The 26388-nt window shown below is 72.1% G+C and carries 25 protein-coding genes, 1 tRNA gene and 1 pseudogene; 11 read left to right on the top strand and 16 right to left on the bottom strand.

What is annotated here, in order from left to right; translation table 11 throughout:
- The first annotated feature begins 153 nt into the window (after positions 1-153).
- A complete protein-coding gene (locus ACL02U_RS16990) occupies positions 154-1143 on the top strand; it encodes a DUF1702 family protein (protein ID WP_412791677.1) in 990 nt (329 codons plus the stop codon).
- A gap of 16 nt (positions 1144-1159) precedes the next feature.
- The gene (locus tag ACL02U_RS16985) at positions 1160-2524 is read left to right on the top strand and encodes a cytochrome P450 (protein WP_412791676.1); all 1365 of its coding nucleotides are present in this window, start codon (positions 1160-1162) and stop codon (positions 2522-2524) included.
- Between the two features lie 70 nt (positions 2525-2594).
- On the opposite strand, the gene ACL02U_RS16980 is transcribed toward ACL02U_RS16985, so the two are convergent.
- From ACL02U_RS16980 to ACL02U_RS16965, 4 genes are all read right to left on the bottom strand, one after another.
- On the bottom strand, positions 2595-3599 hold the full coding sequence (locus ACL02U_RS16980) for an enediyne biosynthesis protein (protein ID WP_412791675.1): 1005 nt from the start codon (positions 3597-3599) through the stop codon (positions 2595-2597).
- A complete protein-coding gene (locus tag ACL02U_RS16975; RefSeq protein ID WP_412791674.1) occupies positions 3596-5566 on the bottom strand; it encodes an ASPIC/UnbV domain-containing protein in 1971 nt (656 codons plus the stop codon). The genes ACL02U_RS16980 and ACL02U_RS16975 overlap by 4 nt, the downstream gene beginning before the upstream one ends.
- Positions 5567-6186: 620 nt before the next feature.
- A complete protein-coding gene (locus ACL02U_RS16970) occupies positions 6187-6903 on the bottom strand; it encodes a formyltransferase family protein (protein WP_412791673.1) in 717 nt (238 codons plus the stop codon).
- Positions 6904-7259: 356 nt separating this feature from the next.
- Positions 7260-8462: a phthiocerol/phthiodiolone dimycocerosyl transferase family protein gene (locus ACL02U_RS16965; RefSeq protein ID WP_412791672.1), complete on the bottom strand. Its 1203-nt coding sequence runs from the start codon at positions 8460-8462 to the stop codon at positions 7260-7262.
- A gap of 626 nt (positions 8463-9088) precedes the next feature.
- Here ACL02U_RS16965 and ACL02U_RS16960 point away from each other — a divergent pair.
- From ACL02U_RS16960 to ACL02U_RS16940, 5 genes are all read left to right on the top strand, one after another.
- Positions 9089-10594 (top strand): MFS transporter, encoded by a 1506-nt coding sequence (locus tag ACL02U_RS16960; protein ID WP_412791671.1) that lies wholly within the window; start codon positions 9089-9091, stop codon positions 10592-10594.
- A 388-nt stretch (positions 10595-10982) separates the two neighbouring features.
- Positions 10983-11174 (top strand): hypothetical protein, encoded by a 192-nt coding sequence (locus ACL02U_RS16955; RefSeq protein ID WP_412791670.1) that lies wholly within the window; start codon positions 10983-10985, stop codon positions 11172-11174.
- Positions 11175-11179: 5 nt separating this feature from the next.
- Complete coding sequence (locus ACL02U_RS16950; protein ID WP_412791687.1) at positions 11180-11518, top strand: ArsR/SmtB family transcription factor; 339 nt, start codon at positions 11180-11182, stop codon at positions 11516-11518.
- Positions 11519-11665: 147 nt separating this feature from the next.
- Positions 11666-11815: a DUF6126 family protein gene (locus ACL02U_RS16945; protein ID WP_412791669.1), complete on the top strand. Its 150-nt coding sequence runs from the start codon at positions 11666-11668 to the stop codon at positions 11813-11815.
- Positions 11816-12004: 189 nt separating this feature from the next.
- Positions 12005-12499: a hypothetical protein gene (locus ACL02U_RS16940; protein WP_412791668.1), complete on the top strand. Its 495-nt coding sequence runs from the start codon at positions 12005-12007 to the stop codon at positions 12497-12499.
- Positions 12500-12724: 225 nt separating this feature from the next.
- Here ACL02U_RS16940 and ACL02U_RS16935 read toward each other — a convergent pair whose 3' ends face one another.
- The 8 genes and pseudogenes from ACL02U_RS16935 to ACL02U_RS16900 form a co-directional block, all read right to left on the bottom strand.
- The gene (locus ACL02U_RS16935; protein ID WP_412791667.1) at positions 12725-13075 is read right to left on the bottom strand and encodes an ArsR/SmtB family transcription factor; all 351 of its coding nucleotides are present in this window, start codon (positions 13073-13075) and stop codon (positions 12725-12727) included.
- A 492-nt stretch (positions 13076-13567) separates the two neighbouring features.
- Positions 13568-13921: a zinc ribbon domain-containing protein YjdM gene (locus tag ACL02U_RS16930; RefSeq protein WP_412791666.1), complete on the bottom strand. Its 354-nt coding sequence runs from the start codon at positions 13919-13921 to the stop codon at positions 13568-13570.
- 57 nt (positions 13922-13978) lie between these two features.
- Positions 13979-14386 (bottom strand): anti-sigma factor antagonist, encoded by a 408-nt coding sequence (locus ACL02U_RS16925; RefSeq protein ID WP_412791665.1) that lies wholly within the window; start codon positions 14384-14386, stop codon positions 13979-13981.
- A gap of 49 nt (positions 14387-14435) precedes the next feature.
- Entirely contained in the window at positions 14436-14861 is a 426-nt protein-coding gene (locus ACL02U_RS16920; protein WP_412791664.1) for an ATP-binding protein, read from the bottom strand.
- Complete coding sequence (locus ACL02U_RS16915; protein WP_412791663.1) at positions 14861-15271, bottom strand: pyridoxamine 5'-phosphate oxidase family protein; 411 nt, start codon at positions 15269-15271, stop codon at positions 14861-14863. Before ACL02U_RS16915 ends, ACL02U_RS16920 begins: the two co-directional genes overlap by 1 nt.
- On the bottom strand, positions 15268-16980 hold the full coding sequence (locus tag ACL02U_RS16910) for a SulP family inorganic anion transporter (RefSeq protein WP_412791662.1): 1713 nt from the start codon (positions 16978-16980) through the stop codon (positions 15268-15270). Before ACL02U_RS16910 ends, ACL02U_RS16915 begins: the two co-directional genes overlap by 4 nt.
- A 23-nt stretch (positions 16981-17003) precedes the next feature.
- Positions 17004-17126 (bottom strand): annotated as a pseudogene (locus ACL02U_RS16905) (transcriptional regulator); the annotation flags it as partial.
- A 576-nt stretch (positions 17127-17702) separates the two neighbouring features.
- A tRNA-Ala gene (locus tag ACL02U_RS16900) sits at positions 17703-17775 on the bottom strand.
- A 179-nt stretch (positions 17776-17954) separates the two neighbouring features.
- Between ACL02U_RS16900 and ACL02U_RS16895 the strand changes: the two genes are divergently transcribed.
- Together ACL02U_RS16895 and ACL02U_RS16890 are read left to right on the top strand one after the other, a co-directional pair.
- The gene (locus ACL02U_RS16895; protein WP_412791661.1) at positions 17955-18503 is read left to right on the top strand and encodes a DNA-binding protein; all 549 of its coding nucleotides are present in this window, start codon (positions 17955-17957) and stop codon (positions 18501-18503) included.
- 226 nt (positions 18504-18729) lie between these two features.
- A complete protein-coding gene (locus ACL02U_RS16890) occupies positions 18730-20694 on the top strand; it encodes a protein kinase domain-containing protein (RefSeq protein ID WP_412791660.1) in 1965 nt (654 codons plus the stop codon).
- On the opposite strand, the gene ACL02U_RS16885 is transcribed toward ACL02U_RS16890, so the two are convergent.
- Positions 20658-21956 (bottom strand): hypothetical protein, encoded by a 1299-nt coding sequence (locus tag ACL02U_RS16885; protein ID WP_412791659.1) that lies wholly within the window; start codon positions 21954-21956, stop codon positions 20658-20660. The genes ACL02U_RS16890 and ACL02U_RS16885 overlap by 37 nt on opposite strands.
- Positions 21957-22382: 426 nt before the next feature.
- On the bottom strand, positions 22383-22511 hold the full coding sequence (locus ACL02U_RS16880; RefSeq protein WP_003999697.1) for a DLW-39 family protein: 129 nt from the start codon (positions 22509-22511) through the stop codon (positions 22383-22385).
- A gap of 358 nt (positions 22512-22869) precedes the next feature.
- Between ACL02U_RS16880 and ACL02U_RS16875 the strand changes: the two genes are divergently transcribed.
- Positions 22870-23247, top strand: a complete 378-nt coding sequence (locus ACL02U_RS16875) for a DUF6344 domain-containing protein (RefSeq protein WP_412791658.1) — start codon at positions 22870-22872, stop codon at positions 23245-23247.
- Between the two features lie 259 nt (positions 23248-23506).
- Here ACL02U_RS16875 and ACL02U_RS16870 read toward each other — a convergent pair whose 3' ends face one another.
- Positions 23507-23998: a DoxX family protein gene (locus tag ACL02U_RS16870; RefSeq protein WP_412791657.1), complete on the bottom strand. Its 492-nt coding sequence runs from the start codon at positions 23996-23998 to the stop codon at positions 23507-23509.
- 1113 nt (positions 23999-25111) lie between these two features.
- Positions 25112-25870, bottom strand: coding sequence for a GntR family transcriptional regulator (locus ACL02U_RS16865; protein WP_412791656.1), 759 nt, complete (start codon positions 25868-25870; stop codon positions 25112-25114).
- A gap of 188 nt (positions 25871-26058) precedes the next feature.
- Here ACL02U_RS16865 and ACL02U_RS16860 point away from each other — a divergent pair, with 188 nt between their 5' ends.
- Positions 26059-26388 (top strand): hypothetical protein, encoded by a 330-nt coding sequence (locus tag ACL02U_RS16860; protein WP_412791655.1) that lies wholly within the window; start codon positions 26059-26061, stop codon positions 26386-26388.

Below are 26388 nucleotides of genomic sequence, written 5' to 3'. Positions count from 1 at the left end.
ACCGGCGGAATCCGGTGACGGCTTCTCGGCGATTGCCCTGACGGCTCCGTCGTACTCATGGGGCAAGCGGTGAGTAGAGGCCGGTCGCACCCCTCGAAGAGGATGCACGCGAGGCCGGGAACCCCCGGAGCGAGTACCGAGAGGAGCGGGCATTTGACCAGCACCTGGGGTGCGTTGAGGCGCCGGATCCTGACGCCGAGCGAATCCGAGACCAAGCTGTCCGAACGCGGCTTTCACGAGAAGAGCCCGCAGGCGAGAAAGCAGTTGGAGGAGACCGGCGCGATGTTCCTGGCCGGCTTCGCCCACGCGGCGGAGGCCGGGCGCCCGAGCGACGCCGTCACCGGGCTGGAGTCGATACCCGAGCAGTTCCGCGGCTTCGGCTACGAGGGTGCGGGCATGGCCTTCGCGATCCGCGACGGAATGTCACCGGCACACGGCGGCCGGAACGCCGACTTCCTCCGCGGACGGGGAGCCGATCACGTCTACATGGTGTACGTCGGAGCGGGCTGGGCTCTCGGTCGGCTGCCGCGGTTCCTGTGGGGCCGGGCGACGGCCTCGCTCCGGGACCCGGTACTGCGCTGGCTGGTCCTGGACGGCTACGGATTCCACCAGGCCTATTTCCACACCCGCACCTATGTGCACGAGCAGTTCGTGGAACCCCGCTTCCCCTGGCCCGCCGAAGGGCCCTCCTCCTATGCGGGCCGGGTCGTCGACCAGGGCATAGGACGCGCCATGTGGTTCGTCCACGGTGCCGATCCGAGCCGGGTCGCCGACGCCATCGACGCCTTCCCCGAGGCACGCCGTGCCGATCTGTACGCCGGGTCGGGGCTGGCGGCCACCTACGCCGGAGGCGCCGACGAGCGCGAACTCCTGCTCTTCCGCGACCGGGCGGCAGCCTACGGTCCGCAGGTGGCCCAGGCCAGCGCCTTCGCGGCGACCGCCAGGGTACGCAGCCGGCTCGTGACCCCGCGCACGGAACTGGCCACCGGGATCCTGGCCTGCGTCACGCCGGAGGAGGCCGCGGAGGTCTGCCTCGGGTCGATGCCCGCTCCCGCGGAACGGGCCACGAGCGGTGAACCGGCCTTCGAGCTCTGGCGCCACCGCATCGCGACGGCACTGACCGCACGCACGAGCAGCACCTGACCACGGAGGACGCCGCATGCAGCCGACCGCGGGGCGAAACGTCCCGGACCGCCGGGTCCCGCCGGGTCCACGCAGGATGGCCGCCCTCGGCCTGCTGCCCCGGATGATCAGAAACCGGCTGGAGGTGATGGACCGCGTCGCCGCGGAGTACGGCGACGCGGCCAGGATTCCCCTGGGCCACAAGACCCTGTACCTGTTCAACCATCCCGACCACGCGCGGCACGTGCTGGCCGACAACGCCGCCGCCTACCACAAGGGCATCGGCCTGGTGCAGGCGCGCCGGGTCATCGGCGACGGCCTGCTGACCAGCGAGGGCGAGCTGTGGCGCAAGCAGCGGCGGGTGATCCAGCCGATCTTCCAGGCCAAGCGGATCGCGCGTCAGACCGAAGTCGTCGCGGCCGAGGCGCAGTCACTGGTCGAACGGCTGCGCACCCGGATCGGGGACGGCCCGGTCGACGTGCGCGAGGAGATGACGGCGCTGACGCTGGGAGTCCTCGGGCGCACCCTGCTCGACGCGGACCTGAGCGCCCACGACTCGATCGGCCGGTCCTTCGAGACCGTGCAGGACCAGGCGATGTTCGAGATGATGTCGCTGGGTGCCGTCCCGCTCTGGCTCCCGCTCCCCCGTACGCTGCGGTTCCACCGGGCGCGCCGGGACCTGCAGCGCATCACCGACGCCCTGGCGGCGGGCAGCGCTCGGCGCGGGAGCCGGGACGACGTCGTCAGCCGGCTGGCGGACTCCGTCCGCGAGGAACCGGACACCGCCGTCGCCCGACGCCGCATGCGCGACGAGCTCGTCACCCTGCTCCTGGCCGGGCACGAGACCACGGCCTCCACCCTGAGCTGGGCCTTCCATCTGCTCGATCGCCATCCCGAGGTCTGGGAGCGGGTGCATGCCGAGGCGGTCGAGGTCTTCGACCGCGGCCCCCTCACCGCCGACTCCCTGCACGGTCTCGGCTACACCACGAGAGTGCTCGAGGAGGTGATGCGCCTGTACCCGCCGGTGTGGATCCTCCCCCGCATCGCGCAGGAACCGGACACCATCGGCGGCTACCGGGTGCCTGCCGGAGCCGACGTGCTGATCTGCCCGTTCCTGCTGCACCGGCACCCGGACTACTGGCCCGACCCGGAGCGGTTCGACCCGGAGCGGTTCTCCACGAAGGGACGCACCGGCCGCGACCGCTACGCCTACATCCCGTTCGGCGCCGGACCGCGTTTCTGCGTCGGCAACAGCCTCGGGATGCTGGAGGCGACGATCGTCCTGGCTTCGGTCGCCCGCGAACTGCGCCTGACCACGCTGCCCGGCCACCGGGTGGAAGGAGAGCCCATGCTGACGCTCCGTGTGAAGGGCGGGCTCCCCATGAAGGTGGCGGCGGCCTGAGAGGACGTGTACGGGGCTGGGCCCGACTCCGGTGGGAGTCGGGCCCAGCCCCGTACACGTCCCCCTCAGATCACGAGCCGGCCCGCGCGGGCACCGGGGCCGCCGCCGCAGCGACGGACTCCCGGGGCTGCGACCGCTTCCCGTACAGGTGCGCAGCCCACCAGCCCAGTCCCCGGGCGGCGCAGACGATCGCCGTCGCGAAGAAGAGGGTGTACACCACGTTGAACGCCATGAGCACGCCGTAGACCATCGCGACCGAGCCGCCGAACATGAACTGCGCGCGCCCCTTGGACGGCGTGGTCCCCGGGTCGGAGATCATGTAGTTGCTGAACAGGACGAACGGCACGCCGGTCATGACCCCGAGCGCGGAGAACAACGAGACGTCCCAGATCCAGTGCCTGAGGAAGGCCTGGATGGCGAAACCGCCGAGCCATCCGACGATCAGGGCGGTGCGCTTGGTGAGAGCCGTGTTGAGGACGGTGCCGGCGGTCGCGATGATCAAGGCGATCATGATGCGGAAGTACGTGTTCGCGTTCTCCGTGAACTCGTACGGCTGCGCCACCGCAACCCAGGAGCTGAAGGCCAGCAGCGTCAGCACGATGCCGAAGTTGGACGGGTTCATGTAGTGCCGCATCCGACCGCCGATCGGGGCCTGGAGGATGTACTTGCCGCTGACGCCCACCATGACGCCGAAGAGCACGGGGCCGAAGCGGTCGTTGGTGTAGATCAGCATGTTCACGGCCAGGCTGGTGATGTGCGCGGGCAGCAGGAACTCGTACACCCCGCGGAACCCGCGCCCCCGGAACCGCGGAACGCGCCGGTGCGCCCAGGCCGCGACGGTCTCCAGGCCCAGGTCGGTCGTGTAGCCGACGGCCACCGCGAGGAGGGGGAAGATCCAGGCCTGCTCGAAGCCGAGCAGCGTGTATCCGAAGATGTTGAACACGCTGATCGACAGGGCGAAGTTGCGCAGTGCGATGTAGTGGGTGTCCTTGGGCCGGGGGGTGGCGGGCCCGGCCGGTCGTGCCTGCGGTTCGGCGACACCGGTCGCCTGTGCCCCGGAAACGGTCGCGGTCACTTCGAGACCTCCTGCACGGAGTCGGTGAGCATCAGGGAGTGGGTGCCCGGACCGAGGTTCACGTCCTGCCGGTGGAGGGCTCCGTCGACGTCGTGCCACCGGATCGTGGCCGTCACCGGGCCGTCGTGGTGTCCCAGTCCGAACCGGACCTGGAAACTGCGGTACCCGTCGTGCCCGCTGCCGGCATCCAGCTGCGAGATCTGCTCGTGGCCCGGGTAGCGCACGGTGACGGTGGTGCCGTAGGCGGGGGCCCCGGGACCCTCCAGGCCCGTGTCCGCCTTGCCGTCCGCGGCGGGACGGTACAGGTTCAGGGTGAGCACGTTGCCGACGGAAGCCGTGTTCGCGTAGAACGACGGCAGACCCCACTGGCGGGCCACCGCGAAGTCGAGGTGCCCGGTTCCGGTGGTGTCGGCGAGTGCGATGCCGCGCGACGGCGTGTCGTCGGAGAAGCCCAGTTCCTTGCTGATGTTGACGTACCGGCCGCTGGGGTTCTTGGCGAAGAAGGCGAAGACCTGGTGGCCCGACACGTCGTCACCGGGCTGGAAGTTCGGCCACATCGCCGGGTTGCTCAGCAGGTCGTCGTTCATCGTGGCCATCTCCTGCATCCACGGCCAGCGGTCGATGTCCCCCTGCAGGAAGCCGAGGGCCTGGACCACGTCCTGGTCGCCGTTGTTCAGGAAGTCCCCCAGTTTGACGTCCCAGGCCCAGCCGCTCCATGCCAGCCCCTCCTCGGAGGCCCGCTGCTTGAAGGGGGCGACGCCGGCCGAGAGCTTCTCGGTCATCTCCGCGTCCGACGAGGTCTGGTTCTCGAAGACGAAGTTGCTCTCCTCCAGCCCCCAGGGCTGCGTGATGTTGCTGACCATGAAGTCGAAGCGGCCCTTGTTGTGCATGTCGGCGAAGTCGACGCCCATGCCCTTGAAGGATCCGTCGCCCAGTACGAAGGACTTCGGCGTCCACGGGGTCCGCTCGCCGACCGCCTCGGTGAACCTGAGCCGGTCCGGGGTCGACCGGTTGTAGAGCAGATGGCCGTGGCCGAAGTCGTTGCCCACGTACATGTCGGGCTTGCCGTTGCCGGTCAGGTCCGCGGTGGCCAGCGCCAGGGTCCAGCCGGAGCTGGCCCGGAACGGTATCGCGCCGCGGTCCTCCGTGAACCGCACCGACGGCTTCTCCCCGGAGCTGGCGGACACCCAGCGCAGGAGGTGCAGCCCGCCGCCGTTCGTGGCGTTGGACAGGGAGTCGGGCATGTGCATGTTGTTGTGGCCCTGCGGATCCAGGATGCCGCCGTCGGGGAAGTAGTTGCCGACCACCAGAGAGGGGTGCCCGGTCCCCGTCAGATCGGATATCGCCACCGCGTCCGTGTTCCAGCGCGGACCCGCGTAGTGACCGTCCACGTCGACTCCGGCCACCACCTCCTGCCGCACGTACGCGTCCTGGGACACCGTCGTGGCGCTGGCCCTGGGGAGGAAGAGAACGGGGGTGCGCCCCCAGTAGAAGACCAGGAAGCCCATGCGTCCCGAGCCGGTGAAGTCGCCGATCATGCATCCGGTGGGGGCCATCGTGTCGTCCATCGGCAGCGGGGCCGGGTCGAGCACGAAGGGCTCGAAGCGGTCGGCGGCGGGCGCGGTCGGCGTGTAGGTGACGACGACCGAGTCGGTGCGGGTGTCGACCAGGCACATTCCGTCGGCCCGGCCGTGCCCCGTCAGATCGTTGATCGCCACGCTGGCCCCGACGGCCGACATCCATGAACGGATCTTGTAGTAGGCCGGGTTGACCTGCCTGACGGTATTCATCTTCTGCTGCTCGTAGCCCGCCGGGAAGGCGATCGGCATCTCCTTGAAGGAGTACCTCGCAGCGGTGATGGACGCCGCACCCGCCTGGGACGGGTTACCGACCACCAGGTACACGGCAAGGATCGCGAAGATCGCGGTGAATCCCGGGACGAGCGTTCGTAGTCTTCCGCGAAACACGGAGGCACCTTCCTGGTCCGGCGTCGACGGTCCCGACCACCATCCAGGCAAGGTCGAAGGCCTCGCTTCTCTGGCGTTGCCGAGCAGCCGGCCGGCCGCGCAGGGTGGGCCGGGCGCCGACGGGGGATCACGCGGCGGCCGACGCGGCGGGGACCGGCCCCGCCCCGCACGGTCCGGAGGGGCGACGGCCGGCGGACGGCGGGGGCACGCCGCCGCACCGCCGGTGGCCGGGCGCCGACGGGGGTCACGCGGCGGCCGACGGTGAGCGCGGCGCGAGTCGGTCCGAGCACGCGCCGCGGGCGTCGGGAAGGGCGCGGTGCACGGACGGCGCGGCGCGGGCGGCCGGCTTCGTCCCGGGCCACGGCGTCGGGCGGCGACCGAGGAGCGGACCCCGCGACGGGCAGCGACGCCCGGCGGGCGGCAGGCGGCGGGCGGGCTTCGGGCGGCAGGCGGTCGACGGTCGGCCGCCGACGAGAGGGGGGTCGACGGGCGGCGGGCGGCGGGCGGCGGGCGGCCCTTCGACCGGCGGCGGGCTTCGGGCGGCAGGCGGCGGGAGGCCTTCGGTGGGAGGCGGGCGGCCTTCGGCGGTCGGGCGCCGCCCGGCCTTCGGCGGTGGGGGGTCAGAATCCGTTGAGCGCCCAGCGGTCGCCGCGGATCTCGCCGGATCCGGGAACGGGCAGCTCGGTCAGTTCCGGTTTGAACAGGGGGGCGACACCCATCGCGGGTTCCCAGCAGGCGAGCGACTCGTCCTGCTCGACCTCGACCCGGTAGCCCCGGGCCAGGTCGTCCAGCACCCGCAGGACGAGACGGACCCCGAGCGGGGCCAGATGTTCGCGCCACAGGGAATCGGCGGTCGATCCCGGAGGGACGAGCACGTGCTCCTGCGCGGCTATGGGGCCCGCGTCCGTGCGCTCGGTCAGGTGGTAGACGGACCCGCCGGTCACCCGGTCGCCGTCGCGGACGGTCCACCGGATGGCATCGCGGCCGCGGTGCAGCGGCAGCAGGCTCGGGTGGTAGCCGAGGGCGGCCACCCGGGCGCGGGCGCGGGTCTTGCGCCCGATGAAGGCGTGCGAGTGCGCGGCGAGGATGACGTCGGTGCCGTCGGGCACGTGATGGGCGCGCAGGTCGGGGGCGGGAGTCCAGTCGATACCCCGGGGAAAGGCCCAGGCCCGCAACCGGTCCCAGGTCATGGGATCGGCGTCGTCGTCCGCGCTCGGGGCGGAACCGAGTCGCTTGCGCTGACGCGGCGCGGCCACACCCACGATCTTGTGCTCCTCGGCCAGGGCCTCCGCCAGAGTGACGGCGAACGCCCCCTGACCGGAAAGGTAGATGTTCACGGATTCTCCCGGTGGCTGCGGCTGTTTGGCCATTGAGCCTAGGTTCGGCCCGCACCACGGCACTGCTTCCGTATTGCCGAGTTCGGCACGGTGACCGCGGCCGCGGCGACCCGTGTGCCGCCGCGGCCGCGGCACGTTCCCGAGCGGCGCACGGCCGCAGGCCGGCGGGTCGGGCATCGCGGCTGGCCGGAACAAGTTGGCCGGGGCTCGCGGACCGGGGCGCCGGGCGCGCGGCCTCGCGGCCGTCGTGCGCCGGGATTGTCGCGGGCCGGCGCCCTCGCCTCACGGTCCACCGCGCTCCGGCAGTTCTCCGGCAGCCGGTCCGTCGGCAGTGCCGCGCGGTCAGTGCCGCGCGGTCAGTGCCGCGCCGTCAGTGCCGCCTCGAAGTGCTTCACCACGTCGTCGATCAGCTCTTCGCGGTAGAAAGCGGTGTCGTAGACCAGGTCGAGGGTGAGCCGCCCGTCCGCGGTCGAGCCGAAGAGGGTCGGAACGGGTCCACGTGACGTCGTGGCCCACCGGCTGTCGGTGACCCGCAGGCCGTCGGGCAGGGGATAGTCCTCGATGACACCGATGTTCGACACCATGAAGGAGATCGGCGGCAGCGGCACCGGCTTGCCGGCCGCGCCCTGGGAAACCAGTCTGCGCTGGATCTCCTCCTGGTCCAGGGCCTCCTTGAGCTGGGCACCGACGCGCCGGCCCACCTCCACGGGGTCGTCACCGGCCTCGACACCGGTGGAGCACACCAGCCGGGCCACACAGCAGAACGGCGCGTCCGGAGCGATCGGCGGATCCACCCGCGGTCGCAGGTCCACGGCGAAGGCCGGCGCGACCGGCAGGGACCCGGTGTCGGGGAACTGGGCACGGACCGCGCATGCCATCGCCCCGGTCAGCAGGTTGGTCACGGATATACCGCTCCGGCGGGCGGCGCCGACCAGCGCGGTCGTCGCCACCGGACCGAAGCTGAAGCTGCGGACCGCCAGCGCGCCGGGTGCGGCGGCGTCGCCGGCCAGCGTCAGCGGAGGGTCGGTGGCGGCCGGAGCCCGCACCGGCCCCGGCTCGTAGGCGGCGAGCAGCGCCTCCTCCAGGGAGCCCTCGAACGCGGACCGGCCGGTCGGCTCCGGCTCCGTTCCGCGGAGCAGGTCGGTGTAGTAACCCAGCAGCCGGCGCAGCAGGAGGGTGTTCAGACGGGCGTCGCTGCCGGCGTGATCGCCGGCGAAGCTGAGCACCGCCGCCCCCGCTTCCCGGGACAGCGAGATGCGGTACACCGGGCGGTCGGCTGCGAGGACGGCGTTCAGCTCGTCCGCGAGACCGTTCGTCCGCGGTTCGGCCAGGGCCAGCCCCGGTCCCTCGTCGGCCAGCTCCAGGGTGACCCCGCCGCCGTCCAGGGGGCGGAAGGAGCAGCGCAGCACGGGGTGATCGCGTTCCAGCAGGCGCACGGCGCGCGCCATTACCGCCGCGTCCACCTCCCCCTCGAGGGTGACGCTCGCCACGACCGGACCGATCTGGAAGCGGTGGAACATGGACTCGAAGAACGTCAGGGAACGTCGCTCGCTACTCATCTGCGGGCCTTTCGTGCGTCCGGTGGAAAGGGATCTGGCGGTCGTGGCCGGTCCGCCCGGGACAGCCGGGACGAACGGCACGGGGAAGGGCTCGCACCCCGGCGGGGCCGGGAGCGGTCCCGCCGGGGTGCGACGGGCCTGCACGCCCCCCGGTCGACGAGCCCGCGGATCGGGCCCCGGAGCCGGGCACGGCGCCGGGCACGGAGGCGGGCACGGAGCCGGGCACGGAGGCGCAACGCCCCCTGAAGCTCGTCGATCGCGCCGGGCGCCCTCCCTTCCCGGGCCCGCGCCCCGGCCCGGTTCGCCGGCAGGGGCGGCGGCTTCCGGGCAGCGGGCAGCGGGGGGTGTGCCGCTGCGGGGGCAGGCCGGCACACCGCCTTCGACCTGGCCGTGAAGGTGGTTCGGTACTCGGCTCGGGAGCCTAGCCACGACGCGGCGGGCGGGGCTTCTTCCTGAGTGCCGCCCGGAGCGCGGCACCCGCGCCGGCCGTGGGACGGCACTCTTCCCGGACCCCGGGCGGGCGAGGCCGATGAGTTTCGCGTCCGCGGTCGGTATATAGACCGAGCCCCGGCCGACGGCGGTACCTGCGCCGGCCCCCAGGGCGCAACTACCGAATGGAGAGAACCATGACCTCGGCAGGGTCGGCCGCGCATCCGGCCGCAGCACCCGATGCACAGTCCAGCCGGCGGTGGATGATGCTGGTACTGCTGCTGCTCGGACAGTTCATGGGCCTGGTCGACGTGTTCATCGTCAACGTGGCCATGCCCTCGATCGGTACGCAGCTGCACGCCTCCGGCGCGTCGCTGCAGCTGGTGGTGGGCGGCTACACGGTCGCCTACGCGATGCTGCTGATCACCGGCGCCCGGCTGGGTGCCCTGTACGGGCGGCGCCGGATGTATCTGCTGGGCGTCGTCGTGTTCACGCTCATGTCCGCGGGCTGCGCGTTCGCGCCGAACGCCGTCGTGCTGGTGGTGTTCCGGTTCGCCCAGGGAGCCAGCGCGGCCGTCATGGTGCCGCAGATCATGAGCGTCATCCAGATGCAGTTCACGGGCAAGGCACGCGCCAAGGCACTGTCCGCCTACGGTGCGGTGCTCTCCACCGGCGCGGTGGCCGGCCTGGTCCTCGGCGGGGTCATCGTCAGCGCCGATCTCTTCGGGGCCGGCTGGCGCCCGGTGTTCATGGTCAACGTGCCCATCGGCCTCGTCCTGATGGTGCTCGTGCCGCGGCTGCTTCCCAAGGACGTGCCGAGCGGCCGGCAGCGGCTGGACCTGCTCGGCCTGGCACTGGCGGTGCCCGCGGTGTTCCTGCTGGTCCTCCCCGCGGTCCTCGGGCACGAACTGGGCTGGCCGGCCTGGACCTTCGTCTGCATGGCCGCGGGAATCGTCCTGGCGTTCGCCTTCGTGCGGGTGGAGCGGCTGATCGCGGCCCGCGGCGGAGATCCGCTGCTGAACTTCGCCGTGCTGCGCGCCGCCGGAATGTCGGTCGGACTGCTGACCGTGGTGGGGGTGCAGCTCACCTACGGCGGCTTCCTGTTCGTCTTCACCCTGCACCTGCAGGCCGGCCTCGGCGAGAGCGCGCTGCGCGCCGGACTGACCTACATCCCGCTGTCCGTCGCCTTCGGCCTGACCGGCTTCTTCTGGCGCAAGCTGCCCGAGCGGCTCCACCCGGTGCTCGCACCCGCGGGCCTCGCCGTCTCCGCACTGTCCTACGGGCTGATCGCGGCCGCCATGCAGGACGGGACCGCGGGCGGGACCGTGATGTGGGTGGGCACCGTCCTCAACGGTGTCGGCATGGGGCTGTCGGTGAGTCCGCTGCTCACCCAGTCGCTGGTCAACGTGCCGATGGACAAGGCGGTCGACGCCAGCGGCCTGCTGACCACCGTCGTCCAGCTCGGCCAGGTGGCGGGGGTCACCGTCTTCGGCGCGCTGTACCTGACCCTCGTCAACCCGGTGAGCGCGGGCACACCGGCTCACGGCCTCGGCGACGCGATGGCGACGACCGCGACCTGGATCGCGGTGGCGGCCGCCCTCGGCGTGGTCCCCGGGGCGGCCCTCACACGCGTCGTCCTTCGCGCCGTACCCCCGAACCGTCCCAAGCCGGTGCCGGCGTCCGCCCCGGTCGCCTCGGACTGACCGGCGGCCGTTCCCGGCACGCCATCGCCGACCCCCACCGTCCGCCTGCGCTGCGGCCCCGCAGTCCGGGCGGCCGGTGGACGGGCGGTGGCCACGGGGCGAGAGCCGGTTGACGAGACGCCTCCCACCCGCGATCGAGCGTGGCATCACCGGCCCCGTCCGGTCTTCGCGGCCTGCGCCGACCGATGGACGACGCGCTCTTCGGCGGCGATCCTCCGACAGCGACCGGCGCCCGTCACCCCGACTCACACCGTGCAGATGCGTCGAACCTCACCGTGCACCGGCTCGGCGGGCCGTCGCCCTCCCCTAAGATTGAAGAGTTCTTCAATTCACTAGTTGCTTCGTAGAGCACATCCCGGCTCTCGGCAGGCACGGAGGAGGTGTCCGGGTGGGCGGGTTCCCCGAGGCTCTGATGGAGCGTGTACGGGCGGCGCGGGCCGGACTGGAAGCCGCGCTGGAGACCCAGGACGCCTATGAGGTGGCGGTGGCGCAGGACGAGCTGGACGACGCGGTGCGGATAGCGCGCGCGAACGGCGTCGACGTCGAGGCGGACGCGGTCCCCGAGGAGGGCGAGGGATGATCGGGATGCAGGTGCCGCTGTACGAGGCGAAGGCCGAGTTCTTCCGGATGCTCGGCCACCCGGTGCGCATCCGGGTGCTGGAGCTGTTGCAGGACGGGCCGAAGCCGGTGCGGGAGCTGCTGGCGGCGGTCGAGATCGAGCCGTCCAGCCTGTCGCAGCAGCTGGCGGTGTTGCGCCGTTCCGGGATCGTCACCGCCACCCGGACCGGATCGACGGTGGTGTACGAGCTGGCCGGCGGTGATGTCGCCGAGTTGCTCGCCGCCGCACGGCGGGTCCTGTCGGTGCTGCTGGCCGAGCGCCAGGACCTGCTGACGGAGCTGCGCCGGACGGATCCGGTGCGGTGAGCGGCGAAGCCCACGGGTTCCGGACGCCCTGGCACCGGGGCAGGACCGCCGCAGCCGCCGAGCACGTCCGGCCCGTGGGGACTGCGGTCCGGTCCGGTCCGGATACCCCCGTAGGCATGCGTGGCAGAGACAGGAGAGGGAGTCGACATGGGGCGCCGTGACTCGAAGGACCGGGACGAGGAGAGCAGGAAGGAGCGCGGCGTCGCGCTGCGCGCCTTCTTCTACATCTTCGGAACCCACATCATCGCCGCGTGGTTGATGCTGCTGTTCTATCTCGGTGGTCACGCGAACAAGTGACCCACCCGGCCTCGCCGGTAGAGCCGATCGGCCCCGGTTCGAACCCGCACGGCCCGTGGATCCGTCCTGCCCCGAGATGATCGAGTGCTCCCCGGGGCGGCCGTCCCTCGGCTCTCCCGAAGCCTGCGAACGGGAGGGCGGCGAGGCCGCGCCGGAAGACGTACGGCGCACAGATGAGGACCTCGTCAAGTGATCGCAATAGTGGGCCACCCGGATCTGACCGGGCCCACGTTCGCGCTGCTGGAGGAGGAGCTGCGCTCCCGGCTGGCGGAGTTCGCGCGGGCGGGCCGGGCGGGGCTGGTGCGCGCCGGGCAGGGGCTGCCGGTCATCGCGGGCAGGGCGGCGCGGGCCGCGGGACTCGCCCTGGTGACGGTACTGCCGAGCAGGAACGGCGTGCCCGCCGCTCTTCGGGAGGCCGATCGAAGGGCCGCCGGGGAGTTGCTGCTGCTCTCGGAGCAGGTGCGCCTGCTGGACTACGACCCGGCCGACCGCGATGCCCGCATAGGCGCGGACGAGAACCTCCTGCGTGCCTGCGGCCGTCTGCTGGCGGTGTGGGACGGCTCGCCGTCCAACGGACGGGACGCGACCGCGCACCTGGTGGCCTTCGCACGCGGCCTGGGCATCGATGTCGAGGTGCTGTGGCCCGCCGGAGCGGCGCGTACCGCCGCCGGCGAGACGTCGTGAACGCCGAACCGGGCTCCCGTGCACGCCGGGGGAACCGAGCCGCGAGGAGGCGTCGAAGCTGCCGGGCAGCGGGCGGGCGGGCGGGGCGAGCGCCTTCACCCGGCAGGCGCTGCCCGCCGTCCGGCAGGTGAAGCACCTCCCGGACGACGGCGCCGTCGTGATCCTCCCCCACCTCGCAGCGCCGTCGGACCCCGCCGGGAGACGGCCGCCGATCGAGGGCCTTCGCTACGTCGGCGGCTTCGCCTCCCGCTGCGCCGTCTGCAGGTCGGCCAGCAGTTCGGCCTGCCCGGACAGGACCCCGGACAGGATGGTCCGGGCGACTCTCAGCAGCTCCACCACATGCGGGCTGGTCAGCGAGTAGTAGACCGTCGAGCCCTCCTTGCGGGTCACCACCAGGTTCGCGCGCCGCAGTACCGCCAGCTGCTGGGACAGGTGCGCGGGCTCGATGCCCACCTCGGGGAGCATCTCGGCAACCGCGTGCTCGCGCTCGCTCAGCAGCTCCAGCACACGGATGCGGGCCGGGTGGCCGAGGGTCTTGAAGAACTCGGCCTTCAGTTGGTACAGCGGCGTACTCATCGCGCGGTCCTCTCCCCCTCCCGGGAGCAGAGCCCCGCCGACCGGTCCTTGGCGCATCGCGTCCACCCTCCCCCACCCTTCGGGCGGGGGGACCCCCACCTCGCTTCACTCGTCACAAACATGTGGCCCATCCTCGCCCGCAGTGCCCGTCGGACCCACAGGGGGGATCGAGCCGCCGAATCCAAGGATGACAACCTCATAAGTTGCTAACATTAGCAATTTCGTACATGAGGCGGGAGAGTCTGCCGAGAATCACGTCTCCGCGCGGCCCGGCCGCCCCATGGTGCACCCCCTCGTCCGCCGCCCCGCGGCGCGTCCCCGTGGTGGCCGCGTGCCCCTTCCCCGGGCCGGAGGACCTGCTCGGTGCCGGAGCGCCGGTGTGCGATCCGGCTTCGCAGGGAGCGGGTCCCCCGTCGGCGGAGGCCGCCGCCGCGAAGGCGGACTGTGAGGGCACCGGCGTGAGCCGCCGGTCCGGTGTCCCGCTCTCGCGCGTCAGGCCTTCTTGACGACGCCGGACTTGAGCTGCATGGCGCCGAACCCGTCGACCCTGCAGTCGATGTCATGGCCGTCCACCCCGTCGACGAGACGGATGTTGCGCACCTTGGTCCCCGCCTTGATCCCGCTCGGGCTGCCCTTGACCTTCAGCGTCCTGACCACGGTCACGGTGTCCCCGTCGGCGAGGACGTTGCCGACGGAGTCCCTGACCACCCTGTCCTCGCCGCCGCCTTCGGCTGTGGCCGGCGGCGACCACTCGTGTCCGCACTCGGGGCAGACCAGCAGCGCGCCCATCTCGTACGTGTGGACGCCGGAGCACTCCGGGCAGGGGGGAAGGGAATCTTCACTCATCACATCTCACTTTCTCGTTCGGGTGAGCCGGTTCCCGGTCGGGGGGACCGAGGTCCGTCAGGCGGGCCAGCCGTCGGTACGCCACTCCCGCTGCCCCTCCCCGCCCGGGCCGTCCCCGCCCGGGCCGTCCCCGGTGTGGGCGGCGAGTGCCGCGGCCAGGTCGGGGTGGACCGGGATGTCCGGGCCCTCGTTCGCCGGGACGAGGGAGCCGTCGGCGGGAATGGCGGCCAGCTCCAGACCCCGCCCCGCTTCGGCCAGGCGGCGGGCGGCGTCGGTGATGGCCAGTTGGCCCTCGGCCGACCAGCTGCGCAGCCCCGTCAGGTCGACGACGACCGGTCCGGTGCCGCGCGCGGCCACCCAGCCGACCGCGCCGCTGAAGCGGTGGACCGCCTCCCGGCCCAGATGGCCCGCGACGGACAGGACGCCCAGGTCCTGCTCCACGGTGTAGCGCCACTCGATGGTCATGTCGTGTACTTCCTTGCGCGAGTTGCCGGCTCGGGGGTCTGCTCTCCGGTCACAGCGGCAGCGTGATCCATATGCTCTTGCCCTGGCCGTCGGCGTCGGGGCGGACGACCGCGGTGCCGCTCAGAGCGAGGGTGAGTTCCATGACGACGGCCAGGCCGCTCGTGCCGGTGTCGGCGAGTGCTCCGTACAGCGGCGGCACGTAGGGGTGCCGGTCGTGCACGGCGAACGCCAGGCACCCCTCGCCCGCCGCGTAGATCACCGTGAGTCGCGGGGAGAGCGCGGCGGCGTGGCGAACGCTGTTGGTCACCAGCTCGCCGAGGATCAGCAAGGCCGGGTCCACCGCGGGGTGGCGCAGGCCGACGCCCCACTCGACCAGGGCCCGCTCGGCGGTCACCCGGGCCGTGCGGACCGCGGCCGGCGCAGCGGGCAGGGTGAGCACATGCCGGTGCGGCAGCGCTTCCAGCCGCGAGGACATCAGTTCTCCGTGCCCCGGGTGAGGCGGAAACCGGTGACCGTCTGAGGATGGATCCGCACGATCGTGTCGTGCGGGCCGCGCGCCCAACCGGCGAGCCTGCGCCGGTAGTGCGCGATCTCGTTCGAGTCGGTGAGCGCGTCCGCGGGGCCGGTGGCGGTCACCGTCCAGCCCTTGCCCGTCGCCGCTCCTATCTCGTCCACCTGGTACGTCGCGGTCGGCGGCACCGCGGCCGCCTGGATCGGCGTACGCACGATCAGGCGGCCGTACTCCCACACATGCCACGCCGGCCGGACGATCGCGGCCTCCCGCTGCACGTACACCAGCCGTCCCAGCGTGCTGCCCTCCAGCAGCCACAGGGCCTCCGTGCCGGAGACCTCGACCATGCGCAAACTCGCCGGGGCAGTACTCATCGGACCGTTTCCTCGCTGGTGACGTCGTTCTTCCGCGGGGGAGCGGCGGGCAGGATGCCGACCGTTTCCAGGTGGCCGCGCGCGGCCCTGATCGCTTCGGGCGTGGTGGCGAACTCACGGCCCTCCAGGCGGAGGAGGTCGAGGGCACCGACCGAGTCCAGGACCCGGCGATGGCCGGGGCGTATGCCGGAGGTCATCACGGCGATGCCGCGCCGGTTCAGTTTCTCCACCACGTCCCTCAGCACCAGGGCACCCGTGGCGTCGATCGTCGACACGCGCGACATCCGCAGGATCACCACCCGTACGTCGGCGACCTCGGTCAGCTCCAGCAGGAAGCGGTGGGCGGCGGCGAAGAACAGCGGGCCGTCGATGCGGTACGCCACGATGTGCTCGGCCAGCAGCAGATGCTCCTCGGCGCCGTGGTCGCCCCGGTCGAGCGGCACCTGGTCGAAACGGGCCTGCCTGGCCACCGCGCGCAGGGCGAGGGCGCCCGCGGCGACGAGGCCGATGATGACGGCGTACACGAGGTCGAGGGCGAGGGTGGCCACCGCGGTCGATACGAGGATGACCGCGTCCGAGCGGGTCGCCCGGGCCATCGCCTTGAGCGAGCCGACCTCGACCATGCGGACCGCGGTGGCGAGCAGGACACCGGCGAGCGCCGCGAGGGGGATCCTGGAGACCATGGGGGCCGCGGCGAACACGATCACGGCGAGAACCGCGGCGTGGGTGAGGGCGGCGAGCCGGGATCCCGCCCCGGAACGGACGTTGACGGCCGTGCGGGCGATCGCGCCGGTGGCCGGCACGCCGCCGAACAGCGGGGCGGCGATGTTCGCGAGTCCCTGGCCGAACAGCTCCCGGTCGGGGTCGTGCTTCTGGCCGACCGTCATACCGTCGGCGGCGGAAGCCGACAGCAGCGACTCAAGAGCGCCCAGCGCCGCCACCGCCACCGCCGAGGACAGCAGCGAGCCCAGCGCACCGAGGTCCAGGAAGGCCAGGGAGGGAGCGGGCAGCCCGGACGGCAGCGCACCGATGGGCTTCGCCTCGTCCAGGCCCGCGACCTGCACCACCACGGTCGCGGCGATCACCGCGAGGATCGAGAAGGGAACCGTGGGGCGCCACCGGGCACCGGCCAGCATCACCACGACCACCCCGACCGCCAGCCCGACGGCGGTCCAGTTCGGGTGGCGGGCGAACTCCGCCAGCGCCTGTCCGGCGGCCACCACGGTGTTCTCGGCTTCCGGCTTGGCCACGCCCAGCGCGTTCGGCACCTGCTGGAACCCGATCACGCAGGCGATACCGAACGTGAAGCCCTCCACGACCGGCGCGGGCACGTACTGCATGTACTTCCCGGCCCGCGCCACCGCCAGGGCGACGATCATCAGCCCGGCCAGCAGTCCGACGCTGAGCACACCCGTCGGCCCGTACTCGGCGGCGATCGGGACCAGCACCACGGTCATCGCCCCGGTCGGCCCGGACACCTGAAGGTTCGAGCCGCCGAAGACCGCGGCGAGCGCACCCGCGACGACCGCGGTGGCCAGCCCTGCCTCCGCGCCGAGGCCGGAGGAGACGCCGAAGCCGAGCGCGAGCGGCAGCGCGACGATGGCCACCGTCAGACCGGCGAGCAGGTCACGCCGGGGATCACGCCGCATCTGCGCGAGGTCGCCACGGTGGGGGAGGAGCCCGGTGATCCGTGCGAGGACCGTCTTCATCGCCCGGCGCCCCCGGCTTCCCGCAGCTCGGCCGGCAGCTCCCGCACCGGCTTCGGCGCCTGCAACAACTGCGGCACCCCTGTGCGGACCGGACACCCCAGCATCCGGAAGAACTCGGCCTCGGCCTGGTACAGCGGAACGGACACGACACCTCGGCTTCCTCTACACGCCCCACCGGGCCCGACACGAACGGCTGTGCCCGCGGCTACTTGCGGACACAGGCAAAACATCATCTAACCAATTGCGAAATTTAGCAATTACTACATCCGTTCTCAGGCGATTCTCGTCGGTGACACCCCTCACCTTGTCCTTCTCCGCCCGCCGGATCACCCCGACCGCCAGGGCGACATCACGGAGGCGGCGAGCCACCAGTCGTCCCGAAGCGCCCGCAGGTCGTCGTCCGCGTCACACCGGTCACGCCCGACCAGGGCATCTCAACAGGAGCACCCCACAACGCGGGAGAGGCGTAGCGGGTGCCGGAGGCGGTACGACCGAGCCCGGCGGCCTGCCGGGTCGGGGCGAGAAGGTCCTGATAGCGGTCGCGGGTCCGACAGCCGGCACGAACCCGAGGTCACCTCTCCCACCGCACCCGCCTGCTGTACTGGCTGGTCGTCACCGGCCCGCTCCTCCACCACTCCCGGTGGGCACCGACGTGCCCACCGGCGGGCACGAAAAATACCCTCCGAAGCCGCGTTTCCGCAGTTCAGAGGGCATTTACGGGGTGGAGCCTAGGGGAGTCGAACCCCTGACATCTGCCATGCAAAGACAGCGCTCTACCAACTGAGCTAAGGCCCCTGGAAGGAGACGTCCACCCGGACGGGATGCGAACCCGGTGGGCGCCCGGTACAGAGTACCGGGTCGCCGGGGGTATCCCGCAAAGAGATTGGGGTCCCGGCGGACGACCACGCTCCGTAAGATGCTCGGCGTGGTTCGCTACAGCGAACCCGGTTCTGGGGAAGCGATGGGGAGACGCAATGGACGCCGCACAGCAGGAAGCCACGGCGAGAGCGCAGGAACTGCAGCGGAACTGGTACGGGGAGCCGTTGGGGGCGCTCTTCCGTAAGCTCATAGACGATCTCGGCCTGAACCAGGCGCGTCTCGCGGGCGTGCTCGGGCTGTCCGCACCGATGCTGTCGCAGCTGATGAGCGGTCAGCGGGCGAAGATCGGCAATCCTGCCGTGGTGCAGCGGGTGCAGCTCCTTCAGGCGCTGGCGGGGCAGGTGGCGGACGGCAGCGTCAGTGCGGCGGAGGCCACCGACCGCATGGAGGAGATCAAGAAGTCGCAGGGCGGTTCGGTGCTGAGCAACACCACGCATTCGACGAGCAGTTCGGGTGCGCCCACGGTCAAGCGCGTGGTCCGCGAGATCCAGTCGCTGCTGCGCTCGGTGGCCGCCGCCGGCGACATACTCGAAGCGGCCGACTCCCTCGCCACGACCCAGCCGGAGCTGGCAGAGTTCCTCCGTGTCTACGGCGCCGGCCGTACCGCCGACGCCGTCGCGCACTACCAGTCGCACCAGAACTGAAGGGACCGCGGCCCGGCGAGCGACGGGTCCCGGGCGTCGGACCATCCGCCGGGCACGGGGGGCGACGGTTGAGCGGGCAGCACGAGAAGGCTTCGCAGCGCCCGCCGCGGGGGACGCACGGGGGCAGGCGCAGGGGGATGCACGGGGGCAGTCGCAGGGGGATGCACGGGGGCAGTCGCAGGGGGATGCACGGGGGCAGTCGCAGGGGGAGGAGCAGCACGCAGCGATGGGTGAGGTCTTCGCCGGCCGGTACGAACTGGTCGACCCGATCGGACGCGGGGGCGTGGGCGCCGTGTGGCGCGCCTGGGACCACCGCCGCCGCCGCTACGTGGCCGCCAAGGTCCTCCAGCAGCGCGACGCCCACTCGCTGCTGCGTTTCGTGCGGGAGCAGGCGCTGCGGATCGACCACCCCCACGTCCTCGCACCGGCCAGCTGGGCCGCCGACGACGACAAGGTCCTGTTCACCATGGACCTGGTCAAGGGCGGTTCGCTGGTCCACCTCGTCGGTGACTACGGGCCGCTGCCACCGGCCTTCGTGTGCACCCTGCTCGACCAGCTGCTCGCAGGTCTTGCCGCGGTGCACGCGGAGGGCGTCGTGCACCGCGACATCAAGCCCGCCAACGTGCTGCTGGAAGCGACCGGTACCCGCCGCCCGCGGCTGCGCCTGTCCGACTTCGGCATAGCGATGCGGTTGGGCGAGCCGCGGCTGACGGAGACCAACCTCGTGGTGGGCACGCCGGGTTATCTCGCTCCCGAGCAGATGATGGGCGCGGAACCGGACTTTCCCGCCGACCTGTTCGCGGTCGGTCTGGTCGCCCTGTACCTGCTGGAGGGCGCCAAGCCGGACACCAAGGCGCTCGTGCAGCACTTCGCCGAGCACGGCACCCCGGACGCGGCCCGGGGCGTTCCGGAACCGCTGTGGCAGGTCGTGGCGACGCTGCTGCAACCCGACCCGGAAGCCCGCTTCCGCACCGCCACGGGGGCGCGCAAGGCGCTGGGCGCGGCCGCGGAGCTGATGCCGGAGGAGGGCCCCGACGAGGATCTGATCGAGATCTTCGATCAGATCGGCCCCTTGCCTCCGGGGTTCAGGCCCGAGGGTCCGGAGAAGCGGGTGAGGCCGAGGGGACCGGCGGTTCCTGCGGAGCCGGCCGTACCGGTGCCGCTCCAGGGACCGGCGGCACTTGAGGGACCGGCGGCACTTGAGGGACCGGCGGCACTTGAGGGACCGGCGGCGATCGAAGGCTTTGAAGGGCCGGAAGGGCCGGAAGGGCCGGAGGAGTGGGAAGGGGCGGAAGGGCCGGGGCGGCCTGCGCGGTCGGCGGGGAGCACGGGGCCGGAGGGCCCGGAGCAGGCCGAGCAGCGGGCGGATGCCGCCGCGCCCCCGCGCGCGGAGTCCGTCGGCTCCCCCGGCGCCGGGGGAGCCGACGCCCCTGCGGAACCGGTCAGCATGTCGGACACCGGGAGCTTCCACCTCCCACCGCCCCGGACCGCAACCCCCTCGCCCCGGTCGGCGCAGGCCGAAACCCCCCGCACACCACCGGCACCGCAGGCCCAGCCCGTTCACCAGGCGCAGGGACCACAGGGACCACAGCAAGTGCAGCAGGACAGCGGAGCCCAGGCCTCGACGCCGCCCCCGCCCCCGGTTCAGGTCCACGCCCAGGCCCGGCCGCAGCCCCAGGCGCCGCAGCCGCCGCTCCTCCCCCCGCCCTCGCCCTCGCCCTCGCCCTCGCCCCAAGGGCACCTCCACCCCACGCCTCCTCCGCAGCCCCCTTCCCCCACCCCCTCCTCCCACGCACCGCACGAGCCGCACGCGCCGCAGGAGTCGACCTACGTCCTGCCCCCGCAGCCGTCCCGCGACCACCGCCCGAACGGCCGACGCACCGACGACGACCACCTCCCCCCGTACGCCCACCGCACCGACGCTCCCACCGCCACGTACACCACCCGCGGCCCGCAGACCCCTTCCGCCCCTACCGCCCCCATCGCCCCTCCCACCCCGCACGCGTCGCCGCGCCGGCAGCACTCCCGCGACCCGGTGGCCGACGCCGCCGCCCGGCGTACCGGGCACCGCTCGGCGGCCCACGCCGCCCGGCGCAGCCGGTCCGGCCCGCCCGCCGCCGCGGCGGTGCCGATGCTGCTGCTCGCGCTGGTCTGCTACGCGGTGGGGTTCTGGGCGCTGACCCGTGTCTGATCGGCCCGGCGACGCGCGGTGACCGTCCAGATGCCGAGCACCGCGAGCAGCACCGTGCCGGTGCCGATACCGCCGACGGCGAGGGCCCGCATGGCGGTGTTCCCGCCCGCGCTGCCGACGAGCGCCGTCCGACGGTCCTCCTGCGGGACGGTGAACAGGTCCCGCGGGACGGGCTGGCCGGCGTATCCGGGGCCGGACGGCTGCCCCGTCCCGTGGATCCGCACCCGCAGCACGAGTCCGAACGGCCCGTTCCCGACCTCCGCGGCCACCTGCGCGGCAAGGTGGACCACCAGGTAGTAGGAGCCCGCGAACCGCAGGGCGCTCTGGGTCTGGCGGATGGCGTACCGGTTGCGGTACTCGACCGGTGGCAGGGCGGGGAGTTCGGCGGTCCGCTGGCTGCCGTCGTAGGCGACCGTGGTGTCGTCGACCTCCGCGCGCACGGGGTTGTAGAGGGAGAGGCGCAGCGCCGCGGCCACGTGGCGGCCCCCGCCGGCCGCGCTGCCCAGTTCCGCGACGGCGGACAGTTGCCGCCCCCAGTCGAGGGGCACCTTGTAGAAGAGGGTCTGCCCCGGGGTCACCCGCGCGCTCCACGCGCCCTGGCCGATCGGGGTGGCGGCGGTGAATCCGGCGCCGCCGGGACGTGCCCGCGGTTCGCCGGACCGAGCCGCCGGAGCGGCGGAGTCCCAGGCCTCGGGTGCCCGTGTCGCGCCGGTCTCCTTCAGCGGGGGCTCCGCGGCGACGGCCAGCTCGATCTGCCACGGGTCGTCCGCGGTCGGTGCGGCCGACGCCGGGGAACCCGTCCTCATGCGCTCCGCGACCACGTAGTACGTACCGGCGTCCTGGCATGTGGAGCGGCCCGGCACCACCGCGCGCGCGACCCACGCGGTGATCGGCCGCGCACTGCGGGCGGCGCCGACGACGGCGGTGTCGTTGGAGCAGTAGTGGCTGTCGGCGTCCTGCAGCGACAACCGGATCCCGTCGCCCGCGGAGAGTGCGGAGCCGGGCGGGGGCACGGCGGTGGCTGCGACGTACGCGGTCGATCCGGCGTCGAGTTCGAGGCGGTAGTAGGTCTTCCCCGCGTGCGGGAGGGTGCCCCGGTAGTCGGCGCCCGGTTCCAGCCGGGCGGCGTCGGAGGTGCCGGTCGCCGCGGCGACGGACCGGGCGTGCGGGTCGAAGGCGTAGCCGGCCGGGTCTCCCGTGCCGTCGGCGAGAGCCGTCGGCACGGGGAGCGCCGCGAGGACGCCCAGCACTGCTCCCGTCACGACCGCGCGCGCCAGGGCGAGCACTCGGGGACGGCGCGCGGGCCCGGACGGGCCGTGCCGGAAAGCCCGTGTCCCGGAGGGTCCCCGGGTGAGGGCCCCGGCGCCGCGGTCCCGGCGCACCGATCGGGTGTCGGGATCCGGGGTCCGGCTCCCGGCGGTGCTTGCTGCGGCCGCGCTCCGGGTCCGCAGCGTACGGGCGCGCGCGCCGCGCGCCGGTCCCCCCGCCGTACGCCGTCCCATGTCGCGCCCCCTCCTCGTCGCGGGGCCGGACCGTCGCGGTCCCGCCCCCGGTGGATGCCCCCGGCGGACACCGCCCGGCGGGTGTGCCCCACGGGCAGTGCCCCGTGGAGGCGGTGCGGCGGGCGGTACGCACAAAACCCCGACCGCTCCGGCGGTCGGGGCCTGCTCAGTTTTCGGTGTGGGTGGTCACGAACCCGTGGGCACGGAGTCGGTCGCCTCCGTCCACAGATCCTGCTCGGCGCGATCCGCCTGGATCTGGCGGTACACGAGGAGCCCGCCGATGGCGGCCAGTGCGACCAGGAGAAGCTTTTTCACCGCGCGACCTCGTCTTTCCTTGACGTAGGGGACCTCTGGCGCCCGACTATACACACCGACCGATACCGATCGGTGACCTGCGCCGGGCCCCAACTCCCGGCCCCGACGGCGCAGTAGGAGGGCATCCGGCCGTCCTGACCGCAGGGTGGTCGCACCTGCGCGGACGGTTACCTTTCATCCGTGTTGCCGACGCTTCCTCCCTCTCCACCCGTTCCGGGCCCTTCTCATCTCCCTTGCGCCCATCCGAGTGGTGTTCATCAGAAGATCACCGCGCCACGGGCGTCGGTCCGCCGCTTCGCGATCCGCATACACATCATGAGGAAAGTACGCAAATCGCCCAACCCGAAAGTGAGGGGCCATGGCCCGGAACCAGGTCGAGAAGCTGTGGACCACCATCGTCACCGCCATGCTCACGCTGTGTGCCGCGCTCGGACTGATGACCACGACCGCCTCGGCGGCCGTACCGCACACCGGGTCGGCCGGCAACAGCAGGACGGAGACGCCCGTGGGCGGCCCGAGGGTGCCGATCCCCGCACAGGCCTCCCGACCCCGGCCGCACACCCGGTCCCTTCCCCCCACGATGAAGCAGCGCATCCGCGCCGAGGCCCACGGCTCGTCCCCGAACTGCCGGCACCGCAGGTCCGCGGAGGCCCGGGCGGCAGCCCTCACCCAGCGCGCCCACCGGACGGGCACCGACCGGCCGCCACGCGAAGCGACCACGACCCTCCGGCACTGAGGCGCTGAGGCGCTGCGGCGGGGCACCGAGGCCCTACCCCTCACCCACTTCTGACAGCACGGCGAACCGCGTACCGCACCACCCCGCGCACGACACGGCCCGGCCGCTCGAGAGAGCGGCCGGGCCGTCGCCGCGTGCGCCCCGGAATGCACAGCGCCGAATGCTCCGAAGAGGCCCTCCCCGGGACCGGCGTGACAGGCCGGACGCGTCGGTCTGCGTGCAAACGGAGAGGAGATCGGCCGGGATCCGGAGCCGGGAGCTACGACGCGGGCAGGGCCGCCGCGCCCTCCTCCGCCGGAGCCGCCGAGGGCGCCGCGCCGTCGTCCGCCGCGCCGGCCGCACGCCTGCCCAGCAGCGTCTCGACCGCCAGGGCACCGGGACCGAGGCAGGCGATCAGCAGGAACGCCCAGCAGAACTGGACCGCGGGCTCACCGCCGTTGCGGATCGGGAACAGGTCGTGCGACTGGTGGACGCTGAAGTAGGCGTAGGCCATGGAACCGGAGCAGACGACGGCCGCGGTCCGCGTGAACAGGCCCAGGGCCACCAGGACTCCGCCCACCAGTTGGATGACGGCGGCCCACCAGCCGGGCCACTCCAGGGCGGGCACCGTGCCGCCGCCGTGCGCGCCGCCCAGAATCCCGAAGAGGGACGCGGCTCCGTGGCAGGCGAAGAGGAATCCGGTCACCAGCCGGAACACGCCCTGCACAAGCGGGCGCGCGGCGCGTAACGTCGCCGCGGGCGAGAAGTTCATGGGGGTTGCTCCTCAGTTCGTGGAGACCCGGCGGGGACAGCCGGGATTCAGTCATGTCCACGACAAGAAATAGCGCAGGAACCCGCCCCGCACCAGTCGCGGAAGCTCTGCGTTTCCTCTGAATCGGCCCCTGCGTCCACCCCACGCCGGCCAGGCGGCACGAAAAACCCCCGGTCCTGATGGACCGGGGGTTTCCTCGCTGGTGGGGCTAACAGGATTTGAACCTGTGGCCTCATCCTTATCAGGTCGATCACGGGGCCCCTGGAACGTCGGCCAATCCGTCTCCCGCCTCGACTGGCGGTCCGTCCCCGTCCGGCCGTGTCCGCCGCTGTCCGGTCCTGTTGGTGTCAGGTACTGGTGTCACCGAGGAGGGGCGGTCTTGACACGCGACCATCGATGCCACTGGCCAGTCAGGAACCGGTTACAAACCATGAGGAGGGCAAGGCACAGCATCAGCAAGGCCAGTGCCTGGAATAGCTCAACACTCAAGCCCCGATGGGATACGGCAAGGACACCGGATGCCAGAAAGAGCACCACGACGGCCAGGGTGAGAACGTATGCGAAGAACACCACCAGTGGACGCAATGCGTACATGCTCGCCTCTCTGTTCGGCTCGGGGTACGGGACGCTAGCAGTCTGGCTGCCTACCTTCGCTACCGCCTCAACCCACCACGCTCCCCAGCTCCCATCCCGTCCGCCGTCGACCCACACACCGTGGAGCGGGCGTGGTTCAGGGGCGTCAAGGTGGAGCGCGCCACTGTACGAACGACCTTGACGCCCCTGGGCCGCGTCTGCTCGGCTCTGCCTGGGTCGACGGTGGACGGGATGGGAGCCCCCGCGCACGCCACAACGGGCCCGCTGGCGGAAACGGCGCCCCCTCCATCCCGGTGCCGGCCGATCCCCCGCCGGAGGCATGGTCTTGACCGTGGCCGCTCTACGCGGTGATCGACTCATGGCCTCCGGCCCTATCCACAGTGGGCGCGCGTCGGCGCAGCGTGCGCGGAGCGGGCCGAAGGCAGGAGCGCAGCGCGCAGCGGAGCCGGGAAGCGCGCCCGGCGGAGCGGAGCGCAGCCGGGTGCCTTGATGAGGTAGAGAAACCTGTAACAACACAGGTCACGCGTCGAAGTCGTACTCCAGGATGTAGGAGGCAGCATCGAGCGTCATCTCGTTGATCTCGACGGGGCGGCCTTCGTCCGCGAACGCGGTACGGCAGATGAGGATGACCGGCGTGCCCGCGGAGATGCTCAACTGCGCCGCCTCGTCCTTCGACGGCATGCGTGAGCGAATCTCCTCGCGGAAGTGCACTGGCTTGTAGCCGAGTTCGGCAAGCCTGGCGTACGTCCCGCCTGGTCCCGTGTCCTCCTGAGTGATGGCGGATCCGGCAACCACTGACGTGGGCAGATAGCTCGTCGCGAGCAGGACGGGCTTCCCCTCCAAGACGAAGCGCCGGCGCCTCACGCACACCGTCTCGCCGTCGGCCAGGTCCAGGACCGCGCTGATGCGGTCGGGCGCGGCCTCCTCGGACACGGCCACCTGGTCCACCTCAAGTGCACGGTTCTCGATGTCCGCCGACCAGATGGAACGGCCACTGCCCCATTGCTGCTGGGAAAGCCGCTGGATGCCTCGGCGACGAAGGGGGCGGAACGCTCGGACGAACACGCCGGCGCCCTTGCGGGCCTCGGCGACGCCTTCGTCTCGGAGCACGCTCAACGCCTGCCGTGCCGTCATGCGGGCCACGCCGTGCGCGGCCATCAGCTCGTTTTCTCCGGGGAGGCGATCACCGGGGCCGTACTCGCCCGACTGGATCGCCTCGCGTAGGGAGTCCGCGATCCGCTGGTACTTCGGCCGACGGTCGTCGTCGGTGTTGGCCATTCCGGAGCCCTCCTCTCTTCTCTAGACAGCCTAGGCCATGGGTATGTCGCTCGCTCTCTGCGTGTTGCCGCGATCTTTCACTTGCAACCTCTCTAGACATCTTGCTTGACATCTCTAGAGATCTGCCGCCAAATTAGAGATGTCTAGAGAGGCCGCATCGGGCGGCCTCCTGAACGAGGGATGTACTCATGCCGTCTTTCAAGATCGACACGTCGACTGCCGTGGTGTTCGTGGCGACCGCGCCGACGCCGAAGCTGGCCAACGCCAAGACCGGTGAGCGGGCGATCGACCGGGAGACCGGCGCGCCGCTGTCGACGGTGGGCCTGCTGGTCTCCGACGAGGGGGAGGGGAACCTCTACCAGGTCACCATCCCGGAGACGGGGTACCAGGACGGCCTGGCGCCCGGCATGCCGGTGAAGGTGATTGGGCTCAAGGCCCGGGACTGGGAGAACGAGTTCAACGGCCAGAAGCGGCACGGAATCTCCTTCCGCGCGGTCGCAATCACCCCGGTGGCCTGA

The organism is Streptomyces sp. MS06 (assembly GCF_047200655.1).
GTDB lineage: Bacteria > Actinomycetota > Actinomycetes > Streptomycetales > Streptomycetaceae > Streptomyces.
Note: the sequence above shows the minus strand (reverse complement) of the source record. Positions and strands in the feature narration are given on the sequence as shown.